Source organism: Candidatus Nanopelagicales bacterium, assembly GCA_037045355.1.
GTDB lineage: Bacteria > Actinomycetota > Actinomycetes > S36-B12.
In genome coordinates, this window is the sequence record JBAOHO010000026.1 from 303,567 (window position 1) to 315,519 (window position 11,953).

General features: G+C 65.5%; 10 protein-coding genes. 6 read left to right on the forward strand and 4 right to left on the reverse strand.

Annotation, left to right across the window (positions count from 1 at the left end; genetic code table 11):
* Nucleotides 1-4: 4 nt before the first annotated feature.
* Nucleotides 5-1,318, reverse strand: a complete 1,314-nt coding sequence (locus V9E98_14070; GenBank protein MEI2718091.1) for a hypothetical protein — start codon at nucleotides 1,316-1,318, stop codon at nucleotides 5-7.
* On the opposite strand from V9E98_14070, the gene V9E98_14075 reads away from it, so the two are divergent.
* The 4 genes from V9E98_14075 to V9E98_14090 all read left to right on the forward strand — a co-directional run bounded on the left by V9E98_14075 (nucleotide 1,317) and on the right by V9E98_14090 (nucleotide 6,154).
* Nucleotides 1,317-2,141: a hypothetical protein gene (locus V9E98_14075; GenBank protein ID MEI2718092.1), complete on the forward strand. Its 825-nt coding sequence runs from the start codon at nucleotides 1,317-1,319 to the stop codon at nucleotides 2,139-2,141. The two genes, V9E98_14070 and V9E98_14075, sit on opposite strands and share 2 nt — an antisense overlap.
* Before the next feature lie 66 nt (nucleotides 2,142-2,207).
* Nucleotides 2,208-2,831, forward strand: a complete 624-nt coding sequence (locus tag V9E98_14080; protein ID MEI2718093.1) for a TetR/AcrR family transcriptional regulator — start codon at nucleotides 2,208-2,210, stop codon at nucleotides 2,829-2,831.
* Between the two features lie 67 nt (nucleotides 2,832-2,898).
* Nucleotides 2,899-5,631 carry an aminotransferase class I/II-fold pyridoxal phosphate-dependent enzyme gene (locus V9E98_14085; GenBank protein ID MEI2718094.1) on the forward strand — a complete coding sequence of 911 codons (2,733 nt, stop codon included), beginning with the start codon at nucleotides 2,899-2,901 and terminating at the stop codon, nucleotides 5,629-5,631.
* A gap of 4 nt (nucleotides 5,632-5,635) precedes the next feature.
* A complete protein-coding gene (locus V9E98_14090) occupies nucleotides 5,636-6,154 on the forward strand; it encodes a hypothetical protein (protein MEI2718095.1) in 519 nt (172 codons plus the stop codon).
* A 25-nt stretch (nucleotides 6,155-6,179) separates the two neighbouring features.
* On the opposite strand, the gene V9E98_14095 is transcribed toward V9E98_14090, so the two are convergent.
* The 3 genes from V9E98_14095 to V9E98_14105 form a co-directional block, all read right to left on the reverse strand.
* Entirely contained in the window at nucleotides 6,180-7,298 is a 1,119-nt protein-coding gene (locus V9E98_14095) for a CoA transferase (protein ID MEI2718096.1), read from the reverse strand.
* A gap of 62 nt (nucleotides 7,299-7,360) precedes the next feature.
* Nucleotides 7,361-8,542: an acyl-CoA dehydrogenase family protein gene (locus V9E98_14100; protein ID MEI2718097.1), complete on the reverse strand. Its 1,182-nt coding sequence runs from the start codon at nucleotides 8,540-8,542 to the stop codon at nucleotides 7,361-7,363.
* Between the two features lie 101 nt (nucleotides 8,543-8,643).
* Nucleotides 8,644-9,546, reverse strand: coding sequence for a CPBP family glutamic-type intramembrane protease (locus V9E98_14105; protein MEI2718098.1), 903 nt, complete (start codon nucleotides 9,544-9,546; stop codon nucleotides 8,644-8,646).
* Between the two features lie 117 nt (nucleotides 9,547-9,663).
* Here V9E98_14105 and V9E98_14110 point away from each other — a divergent pair, with 117 nt between their 5' ends.
* Nucleotides 9,664-11,124 (forward strand): aminotransferase class V-fold PLP-dependent enzyme, encoded by a 1,461-nt coding sequence (locus tag V9E98_14110; protein ID MEI2718099.1) that lies wholly within the window; start codon nucleotides 9,664-9,666, stop codon nucleotides 11,122-11,124.
* A gap of 60 nt (nucleotides 11,125-11,184) precedes the next feature.
* Nucleotides 11,185-11,952, forward strand: a complete 768-nt coding sequence (locus tag V9E98_14115) for a methyltransferase domain-containing protein (protein ID MEI2718100.1) — start codon at nucleotides 11,185-11,187, stop codon at nucleotides 11,950-11,952.
* The last annotated feature ends 1 nt before the right edge of the window (nucleotide 11,953 follow it).

The following is an 11,953-nucleotide window of genomic DNA, read 5'->3' on the forward strand; positions in this document are numbered from 1 at the left end:
TCTCCTATCGAGGTCGGGAGTCTCCAGATCGCGGAGTGGGCAGCCCGAACAAGGCGTTGACCCGGTCGATCCGCGCCAGAACGCCGAGGCGTTTCGGGGAGTCCGTGGGAAGAGCTCGCAACGCGGCCCGCAGGACATCGAGGTCGTCCCTGCCGTCTTCGTGGGTGGCGAATGACAGAAGGACGTTCGGGTCAGAGCCGGCCAAGGCGGCGCGTCGCAGCCGAGCCCGGACTTCACCGCGCAGTTCTGCCACAGCGGGGGATTGCGAAGACGGCAGGACCGGTCCGCGGTAGGCACGAAGGGCACCTGAGATGTCGCCCTGATCCACGGCGGCGAGCACCTCACCGACGTCGGTCCGCAGTTCACTGGTGAGCCGATAGGGACGGGATTGCACCATGCCCGCCCCCACTATTCGGCGCAACCTCGTCATCTCGGCTCGCACTGTTACCGGGGAGACGTCTTCCTCGCGCAGCAGTAGCGCGAGATGGTCCCCGCTCAGACCGCCCGGATTGACAGCCAGGAGCAGGAGGAGCTCGGAATGACGGCGACTGAGCTGCCGAGATGTTCCCAGGGCATGCAGCACGGCGCGGTCGCGGCCCAGGACTTCGAGGCGCGCAGTCTCCGCCGTCCGCGGCTGCGGTAGCGCGAGCATGCTTTGCTCCACCGCGACCACCGTCGAGCGAACCATGGCGAGCGCGATGGCTGAGGCGACGTGTTCACCTCCCGTCACGTCGATCACGCCGATCACGTCGCCGGTCGCCGGGTCGTGGATGGGGACGGCGGTGCAGCTCCAATGCTGCACGGCCCCGACGAAGTGCTCATGTGTGTGGATCTGCACGGCTTGATCGATGGCCAAGGCCGTTCCCGGTGCGTTGGTCCCGGCGGCTGCTTCGCTCCACAGAGCCCCCTCGTTGAAGCCCATCCGCTCTGCCCGAGTCAGCAACTGTCGATCCCCGTCGACCCACAGCAGGCGTCCGTCCGCGTCGCCCAGCGCCACCAGGTGCCCGGCTTCGACCGCCGCGTCTGTCAAGAGCGATCGAATCATTGGGAGGGTCGCAGCGAACCTCACTGATTCCCGGGCATGGGACAGTTCGTCGTCCGTCAGCACCACAGGAGCGGCAGCAGCGGCTGGATCGACGCCGCGCGCAAGACTCCGGCGCCACGACTCGGCGACGATCGCGCGCACTTGGGGACTGGCGATCCGACCCCGCGAGACGAACTGCTCATGGGCTCGCGCAACGTGCTCACCGGCCCTCGTGACCTGCTCACCAACGCGCGCCATGGCGGCCGGTACCCCTCGGGTCGGGCGGCTCGACATGAACAGACCATACGCCTGGGTGGACTCTCATCCATTGGGAAGTGGATCGGCCAATCGGGAAATGGGGGACTGCTGGCTGCGCACTGATGGGGACTGCTGGCTGCGCACGGATGGGGACTGCTGGCTGCGCACGGATGGGGACTGCTGGCTGCGCACGGATGGGGACTGCTGGCTGCGCCAGTATGGGGACTGCTGGCTGCGCCAGTATGGGGAAATGAAGTTGTATGCGGACACCTCAGCGCGACGGCATCGGCAGATACTGGCCGACCTCGGATTCGTCCTGTGGTCCCTCGTGTGGATCTGGCTCGCGACTCGCTTGTTCGACTTGGTGTTGCTGCTCGGGGCGCCGGGGGAGGCGATCGAATCCGCCGGGACCAGCCTGGCTGAGAATATGAACAGTGCGGGTGAAGCCATCAATGGGCTGCCGGTCGTCGGCGACACCGTGCGAGGACCCTTCGACCGAATGAGCGACGCAGGGGCCAACATCGCGGATGCCGGTCGCGGTCAGGTTGAGGCTGTCACTCGGCTGGCGTGGTTCACGGCCATCATGTTGGCGGTCGGGCCCATCGCGACACTGGCTGTGATCTGGTTGCCGCTACGCGTCCGGTTCGTGCGCAGAGCGGCGGCGGCGCAGCGGTTCGTCGACTCTGACGATGATCTCGACCTGTTCGCGCTGCGGGCTCTCGCGCGTCAACCTTTGCGTGTTCTGGCCGGAATCGATCCCGATCCGGCGGGCAAGTGGCGCAGACGAGATCCGGCGATCGTACGCGCGCTGGCTGAACTGGAACTACGTGACGAGGGATTGGCCCCACCGCGGCGATGACCGTGCATCCAATGCCTGTCGACGATTCCTCGCCTATCGTGTTCTGGTAACGGGGAGGAGTCGGTCATGCAGGAAATGGCAAAGTCCGGCCGTCAGCGGCGTCGTCCGGTGCAGCAGCGTTCCAAGAAGACCTTCGAACGGATCTGTTCCGCTGCGTCGGAGATCCTGGCTCAGGACGGACTCGAGGCCCTGACCACGAATGCTGTAGCCGCACGGGCCGGGGTGAGCATCAACGCTCTGTACTCGTACTTCCCGGACAAGTACGCCATCATGCTGGAGTTGTTCCGGCAGTCCGAGCAACGCAGAGAGGAGGCGCTGGCCCCCTACGTGAGGGAAGCCGCGGAAACCAACGACTGGAGTGCCCTGATCAGGCGGACCACGTTCGCCGCGGCCCGCCTGCGTGTGCAGGACTCCGACTACCTCGCATTGCGCCCCGTGATCAGCGCCGTATCAGAGTTGCGTGCGGCCCAGCGCGAGGTCGATGACGGCACGGTGCAACGGGTGGCGGGACACCTGCAGCGACGAAAACCGACGCTGAGCAAACAACGCGCCCATCGGGCTGCAGTCGTGGTCAGCATCACCCTCACCGCCGCACTCGACGAGGCCACGCGGGACGGGCGGGTGCAGCGGGCGCTGTTGGATGAGGCGATCCGGATGGTGGAGCTGTACGTCAGCGACGTTTTGAGTTGAACGCTGACCGGGAGGCTACGACGAATCGGTGTGACTAGGCTCGGAGCTATCGACCAGGAGTACGTCCATGTCCACTGCTCAAGCCGAATCCACCCCCGACCTCGCTGCCGAGACGATGCCCGAGGTGCACGTCAACACAGCCCAGTTGCGTTTCGACCACTGGGCGCGAATTCGCGAGGCCGCCGACCGGATGCGCGTCGAACCGGAGTCGGCCGACGAGATCATCGCTGAGATCAACCATCACCTGGCGGTGCTGGAACCGTTCGAAAGCTTCTTCGCCTTCCCCGGTATCGACGAGATCCAAGTCATCCGGCGGCTCATGGCGGGACGCGATGTCGAGCTGCTGGCGGCCGAAACCGATCGGCTCGACATCCTCTTGAGCCAGTTGGGCGATGCTGCCGCGATCCTCGATGATGCTTTCGACTTGACCCTGGATGTCGACGACCTGCTCGCCGAGGGCAAGCGTCGCCACTACTTCACCGTGTTGGTGGCGGACACCCTGAGCCCGCGGCAGTTGCGGGAGATCCGCCGCGACATGCACGAGGCCCGGACCCGGGACGATGATTTCGTCTTCGAGTTGCTGCAAGTCCCCTCGGTCGAGGACGCCATGGCGGCCGTGGCCGCGAATCCGCAGATCCAGTCGGTGTGGATCCGCGGTGATCTTCCGTTGCGTTCCGAACGCCCCCTGGCGATATTCCGGGATCGAGCCAATCTGCTGCTGCGCATTGAACGTGCGATCGGAGTTCACCTGCACGGGCCGATGCTGGCGCGGGCCATCAGCGACCTGCGACCGGAGCTCGATCTCTATCTGACGCTGGATGCCGAAGGTCACCTCGCCGATTCGGAGGACCAGTCCGTCTTCCGGCGCATCTTCTACCGTCGCGAGCACCCCAGCGAGATGCACATGGCGACGCTGGACGGGGTCCGCAGCAGATACCGAACGCCGTTCTTCGACGCGCTGAAGAAGTACGCCCAGCGTCCGATCGGCAACTTCCACGCCCTGCCGATTGCACGCGGGAACTCGGTCTTCAACTCCGAGTGGATCGAGGACATGGCGGAGTTCTACGGAGAGCAGATCTTCCTCGCCGAGACCTCTGCGACCGTCGGAGGCCTCGACTCGCTGCTGTCGCCCACCGGAACCCTGCGCGATGCCCAGGAGGCCGCCGCCCGCGCCTTCGGGGCGAAGGAGACCTTCTTCGCCACCAACGGGACGTCGACTTCGAACAAGATCGTGGTGCAGGCACTGTGCCGCCCGGGCGATATCGTCCTGATCGACCGCGACTGCCACAAGTCCCACCACTACGGGCTGGTGCTGTCGGACGCCTACCCGGTCTACCTGGATGCCTACCCGTTGCCCGAGTACGGCATCTACGGCGGGGTTCCGGTGCGTGACATCAAGGAACAGTTGCTCGCCTTCAAGCGCGCGGGTCGGCTGGATGAAGTGCGCATGCTCCTGCTCACCAATTGCACATTCGATGGCATCGTCTACCACCCCATGCGGGTGATGCAGGAGGTCCTGGCCATCAAACCGGACATGGTGTTCCTGTGGGACGAAGCGTGGTTCGCCTTCGCGCAGTTGCATCCCACCCTGCGTCGGCGCAATGCGATGTGGGCGGCCACGAATCTGCGCAACCTGCTCGACACCCACTACTACCGACGCCAGTACGCAGAATGGCGGCAGTGGTTCGACACCTTGGACCCGGACGATGACGCCACATGGTTGGACAACGCACTGCTGCCTGACCCCAATGAGGTCGCGGTGCGTGTGTACGCCACGCAGTCCACCCACAAGTCCCTGTCCGCACTGCGACAGGGATCGATGATTCACCACTGGGATGAGCACTTCGCGTCGGATGTGTCCGAGTCGTTCCATGAGGCCTATTTCACCCACACGACGACATCACCGAACTACCAGATCTTGGCGTCGTTGGATCTCGCGCGCCGGCAGGTCGAACTGGAGGGGTACGGACGGATCAGCAACGCGATGCAGATGGCGTTCGTGGTGCGCGATCAGGTGGCGACCGATCCCCTGCTGAGCAAGTACTTCAGCGTGCTCGACCCGGATGACATGATCCCGGCCGAGTACCGGGAATCAGAGCTGAGCTATCGAGATAAGGCGGGCATGCGTGGTCCAGTCGACGTCATGCGGGCGTTCTTCACGGATGAGCTCGTACTCGATCCGACCCGACTCACTTTGTACATCGCCAACACCGGTATGAGCGGCGACGACTTCAAGGTTGGTGCTCTGATGGACCGTTTCGGAATCCAGGTGAACAAGACCGCGACGAACAGTGTCTTGCTGATGACGAACATCGGGACCACGTGGTCGTCCATCGACAACCTGCTGTCAGCCCTGAGGGACATCGCCCGTCAGTTGGATGAGGACGAGCTCGAGAGCAGTCCGGCCGAGTTGGCCATGCACGCCGAGCGCGTGCGGGCGTTGCGGGACGACGTGCCGCCACTGCCGGACTTCAGCGAGTTCTATTCGGCGTTCCGACCGAATCCCGCAACACCGGAGGGCAACATTCGGCGCGCGTTCTTCCTTGCCTACAAGACGGAGAACCACGACTACGTCCCCCTGGGTGACGCGCTCGCCATCATCGAGTCCGGCAAGGTCCTGGTGTCGTCGAAGTTTGTGATCCCGTACCCGCCGGGATTCCCGGTCTTGGTGCCGGGTCAGGTCATCAGTCGGGAGATCATCGAGTTCCTGCAAGAGCTCGACATCGAAGAGGTGCATGGGTACCGGCCCGAGCTCGGGCTGGCGGTCTTCTCGGAAGCGGCGCTGGAATCGGTCGGTTGACCAGGTGGACAACGCGTCGTTCGCTGCGGATGTAGCCACCTGGCAGTCGGCGTACGTCCTGATCGGGGGCATGGCGGCGACGCTGACTGGTCTGCTCTTCGTCGCTGTCTCGATCAATCTGCGCACCGTGATGAGTCGCGCCAACCCGGAACTGCGACACAGCGCCATCCGCACGTTCAATCAGTTCGTGCTGATCATGGAATTGGCGATCGTGTTTCAGATCCCGCAGCAGGTTCCGGTCACGCTGGGGGCCAGTGTCATCGTCTTGTCGGTCGTGGCGCTCGGGATCATCGTCACCGCGACCCGGGAAGCGGGGACTGGCAGCGCGTCATCGCTCCGGACCTCATGGCCGAGTTACGCGCTCTTCCTGGCGTTCGCCGCGGTCGGGGGCCTGATCACGACCGGGCAATTCGAGTTGCTGTTCGTCATGGTCTCGCTGGTCATCGGAACGTTGATCTCGGCTGTGTTCAGCGCCTGGCAGTTGATGGTGGAAGTCGGCCAGGACGATCAGGCAGCGGCGTGAGCGAGGTCCGGGTCGCGGCTTCGGGTCACAGATCAGACGGCAGGTCCGGTGGAGGCGTGTCGTAGCGTGCGGGAGTCCGCGAGTACCGCACGGGGTGGGCGACTTGAGGTCGGACATCGCCGAGGGAGTCGACCAGTTCGACCACGGGATCAAGCCCCAGATCGGCGGCCAGGTCGAACGCTTCCGCGATCGTGTTGACCGGCCCAGCCGGCACGCCCGCCTGAGTGAGTTCCGCCAGCCAGGTGGCAGCAGGTCGGCTGGCGAGGATCTGCTCAAGGGACGTGACCAGTTCGGGTCGATGGGAGACCCGGGCTGCGTTGGTCTGGAATCGCTCATCGGACGCGAGCTCCGGATCACCGATCACCGTGCACAGGGCCGCGAACTGCCGGTCGTTGCCTGCGCAGATCATGATCTGGCGATCGGCGGTCGCGAACGTCTCGAAGGGGGCGATAGACGGGTGTTCGTTGCCGCGCATGTGCGGCACGACGCCCGCCCCGACGTGCGCCTGGGCCTGGTTGGCCAAGGCGGAGAGCAATGACTGCAGCAGGTTGACCTCGACGATTTGGCCTTGTCCGGTGATGTCTCGGTGTCGCAGCGCGGCCAGGATTCCCATGCCGGCGTGCAAGCCGGCGATGATGTCGACGAGGGCTACTCCGGCCTTGCTCGGGTGGGCGGCGTCCGGCCCGGTGATGCTCATGAGCCCGCCCACAGCCTGAACGACAGGATCGTAGCCCGGCATCCCGGCACCTGCTCCAGCGCCGAAACCGCTGATAGAGCAGTAGACCAGCTGCGGCCTGAGGGATCGGAGCTCGTCGTACCCCAAGCCGAAGCGTGCCATTGTCCCGGGTGCGAAGTTCTCGATGACCACATCGGACCGCAGCGCCAACGATCGGGCCGACGCCCGTCCGTCGCGTGTGGCCAGGTCGAGCGCCACGGACGTCTTGTTGCGGTTGACCGACTCGAAGTAGGTGGCCCGGCCGCGGTCGTCGAACGGTGGGCCCCAATGCCGAGTGTCGTCGCCCGTGCCCGGGCGCTCCACCTTGATGACCTCGGCACCCAGGTCCGCCAACAGCATCGTGCAATAGGGGCCGGCCAGGATCCGGCTGAAGTCCGCGATGACGATGCCGTCGAGCGCTCCTGTCATCGGCGGTAGGCCTCCTGTCATCGGCGGTAGGCCTCCTGTCATCGGCGGTAGGCCTCCTGTCATCAGCGGTAGGCAGGGATTCCGGTCAGCGCTTGGCCGACCACCAAGGTGTGCATCTCGTTGGTCCCCTCGTACGTGAACACCGACTCGAGGTTGTTCATGTGCCGGATGACGGGATACTCCAGCGTCACGCCGTTGGCTCCGAGGATCGAGCGGGCCTCGCGCGCGATGTCCAGCGCCACTCGGGCGTTGTTCAGCTTGCCGACGCTGACTTGTTCGGACCGAATCCGGCCGGTGTCCTTGAGTCGGCCCAAATGCAGGGCCAGCAGCATCCCATTTCCCAACTGGACTGCCATGTCGGCGAGTTTGCGCTGGGTCAGTTGGAAGCCTGCGAGGGGGCGATCGAACTGGTCGCGGCTCAGCGAGTAGTCGACCGCAGTCTGCAGGCAGTCGCGGCCCGCGCCAAGGGTCCCGAACACAATGCCGAAGCGTGCCTCGTTCAAGCAGGACAGTGGTCCCTTCAAGCCGGTGACTTCGGGCAGCACGGCGTCGGCGGGCAGGCGCACTGAGTCGAACACCAACTCCGAGGTGACTGACGCGCGCAGCGACATCTTCTTGTGGATCACGTTCGCGGTCACGCCGGGGGTGTCCATGGGAACGACGAAACCCCGGATCCCCTCATCGGTCCGGGCCCACACAACTGCCACGTCGGCGACATTCCCGTTGGTGATCCACATCTTGGATCCGTTGAGGACCCAGTCGCCGCCTTCGCGTCTCGCTGACGTGCGCATGCCTGCCGGATTGGACCCGAAGTCGGCCTCGGTGAGGCCGAAACATCCCAGCGCCTCGCCTGTCGCCAAGCGGGGCAGCCACTGCTGTTTGTGCTCCTCGGAGCCGAACGTGTGAATCGCGAACATGGCCAGCGACCCGGTGACGCTGACCAGGGAACGGATTCCCGAGTCACCGGCCTCGAGTTCGAGGCAGGCCAGGCCGTAGGCCACCGCGCTCATCCCGGCACAGCCGTAGCCGGTCAGGTGCATCCCGAGAAGTCCCAGATTCCCCATTTCGCGGGCGAGTTCGCGGGCCGGGAGCTCGCCGGACTCGAACCAGTCGGCGATGTCCGGTTTGATCCGGTCGTCGACGTAGCGACGCACCGTGTCGCGGATGGCCCGCTCCTCGTCATCGAGGAGGATGTCGATGTCGTAGAGCTCGAAGGGGGTCTGGGGGACAGGGGGCTGGGGCATGCACTACACCTCCGGGATTGCCCCGACCATACCTGATCACTATCGGAATCGTTATCCGAAAGCGCTGGAACCGTGGGCCAAAGGCGATGTGATGTGCTGAATCAGTGGACCGCCCGGATCTCAAGATGCTGATACCGCAGAGCCAGGCGCACGCCGACGACGATCAGAACCAGTGTCACCACCGGACTCGCCAAGGGTCCTGCGGCACCCCCGGACAGCCAGCTCGCCGATGTCGGGACGAGATGGAGGACCGGGTCCGGACCGCCGATCGCGGCCATGCCCAGAAGTGTGGATTCCAGCCAACTCCAGCCGGCCTGGAGCCCGACCACCAGCCACAGGGAGCCGCGCTTCAGGGCCACCAGGGCGAGGACAACGCCCACAAGGACGAGATTGGCCAGTGTCATGACGTCGATGTCGCCGCGCGCAGCAGCCCGCACGATCGCCCACAGAACCGCCTGCCCGGTGATCGCCGCCCATGCGCTGATCTGGAGCCCGGTCACCTGCAGCAGGAATCCCCGAGACAGCGCCTCTTGCACAGCAGCGAGGAAGAGCCAGACGACAACCATCACGAGCGCGGGCAGGAGCGCCCCCCAACGCACAGGGCCACCCTCGGCAGGGGTCAGGTGGACCGATCCAAGCATCAGCAGCACGACGACGATCCCGAACGCCACCGCGGCCCCGAGACCGAAACCACGCAGCACGTCCCTCCTACCCGCGCCCAGGAATCCCACAGTGCGAGTGGGGCGCTGCTCCCACCACTTGATCCAGGCGACGATCAACGCCAGCAGCACGGCGTGCAGCAAGATGACCGGGATCTGGCGCACCAGTGAGAGAGACGCGGAGTCGAAAGCGGGAGCCACCGGACTGACGATCAGGGCGGCGATGATCACCATGAGGAACGCCAACGGGTACGCGAGCCACCAGCGGGTGAGTCTGACGGCGATCCCCGCGGCCTGGACCAGCGCGGAACTCACGATCGAGATCTGTCCGGGGTGACGCGTCATCTGATCCTCTGGCGGGCTGCTTCCGGGGTTGGGCGACGCCTACGGTAACCCGGACGCCGTCGGGAGTCGGAATCCGATGTGCGGTAGGACTGGGGGATCACCTGCGAGGAGGACGTCATGGGTCTGCCACCACTGCCCGAACAGGGCATCTCACCAGCCGAGACTTTGGCGGGTATCGCCGAGTTGCGAGCGCGCGACCTGGATTTCACCAAGGCCACGAGTTATCACTTCGACACCGGCGAGGAAGTGGTGCGTGAGGTCTCCACGGCGGCTGCGGCCACCGCATGGGGACGCAACGGGCTGGACCCCACCGCCTTTCCCAGCATCGCTGCCATAGAGAACGATCTGGTCGCGGCCGCGATCGAGTTACACGGTGGCGGCCCGGACGCCGTGGGCACGGTCACCAGTGGCGGGACGGAGTCCTGCATGCTGGCCGTGCTCGGCGCCCGCGAGCGGTGGCGGCGCAACCACGAGGGAACACCGCAACTGCTGCTCCCCGTCACCGCTCACTCGGCGTTCCGCAAGGGGGCGTATCTGTTCGACCTAGAGGTCGTCGATGTACCCATGGACGACCATTTCCGGGCGGATGCCACCGCCATGATCGACCTGATGTCGGACCGCACCGCACTGGCCGTCGTATCTGCGCCGAGTTATGCGCATGGGGTGCTGGATCCGGTGAGCGAGGTAGCGGCTGCAGCCGCGGACCGGGACATCCTGTGCCACCTGGATCTGTGCATCGGGGGTTGGGCGTTGCCCTTCGTCCTCGAGGCGGAAGGCCGTCCCCCGGTGGACATGTCCGTCCCCGGGGTGACCTCGACGTCGATGGATCTGCACAAGTACGGCTACGCGCCCAAAGGTGTGTCGATCATCCTGAACGCCAACTCCGAGTTGCGCGCCTTCCAGTGGTTCGCCGACGCCGCATGGCCCGGCTATCCCCTGATCAACAACACGCTCCTGAGCAGCCGATCGGTCGCGCCCGCTGCCTCCGCATGGGCGGTGTTGCATGTACTTGGCAGGGAGGGACTGCGGCGCATGGCGCTGCAGGCGCGGGCCGGGGTGTTGCAGTTGGCTGAGGGGGTGGAGCGGATTCCAGGGCTGGCAGTGGTGGCAGCACCTGAGGCGACTCTGCTCGCCGTCACCGACACAGGTGCCCCTCAAGGTCCCGATGTCCGCATCGTGGCCGACGAAGCAAAACGGCTCGGTTGGTCGCTACAGGTGCAGCCCGCCCGCCATGGGGGGCCGTCCAACATCCACATCACCGTCTCGGCCGGCATCGCGGCCCGGGTCGACGAACTGCTTGACGTCTTGCGCCGCGCGTCCGAAGCCGCTACCGGCCAGGGTCGGGCCGATCCAGACCCCCAGCTCGCTGCGGCGGCGGGCATGATCGACGTCGCCGCTCTGGACCAGGACGCCGTTGCGGGGCTGCTGCAACTTGCAGGTTTCACCGGTGACGGGGGCGCCGTGGGGTTGCCCGACGAGATGGCCGGAATCAACGCCTTGATGGAGTCGGCACCGCCGGCGCTGGTCGAGGTGCTGCTCAAGGCCGTGTTCGGCGAGGTGTTCACGCCACCCCGGTGAGCGCCCGCGATCGGGGCAGCCGCGTGGCGAGACAGGGCGCGGGTGCACCATGCTCAGGTCGTGACCGATCACCGCACCGACGCCGCCGTGAATGCCGACCTGTGGCGTCACGTCAACCAGCAATACACGGACCAGCAAGCCGACGAGATGTGGTCCCGCCCTGACATCGGTTGGGGGATCTTCTCGATCCCCGACTCCGATGTGGGTGCGATCGGCGATGTGGCCGGCCTCGACATCGTTGAGTTGGGCTGTGGCACCGCCTACTTCTCGGCGTGGCTGGCGCGTCGTGGCGCTCACCCGGTCGGCGTCGATGTCTCGGCCGAGCAACTGGCCTCGGCTGCCCGGTGTCAGCGGCAGTACGGCCCCTCTTTCCCGCTGGTGCTCGCTGACGCGGTGGCAGTGCCGCTGTCCGACGACTCGTTCGATCTGGTGATCAGTGAGTACGGTGCGAGCCTGTGGTGTGATCCCGCCGGCTGGATCGGCGAGGCCGCCCGGTTGTTGCGGCCCGGAGGTCGTCTGCTCTTCCTCACGAACAGCGTCTTGGTCACCTTGTGTGTCCCTGAGGACGAGGGTCCGGCAACCGAGGTACTGCAACGCAGTCAGCCCGATGTCCGCCGAATCCATTGGAGTGACGGCGGGATCGAGTTCCACCCCTCACATGGCGAACTGATCGAGATCCTGAGTCGGCACGGATTCCGGGTGGAACGCTTGCGTGAACTCTATGCTCCCCCGGGGGCACAGGAGCATTCCTACTACCAGATCGCCGTGCCGCAGTGGGGAGAACGCTGGCCGGTGGAGGACCTGTGGGAGGCGACGCTCAGGGGATGAC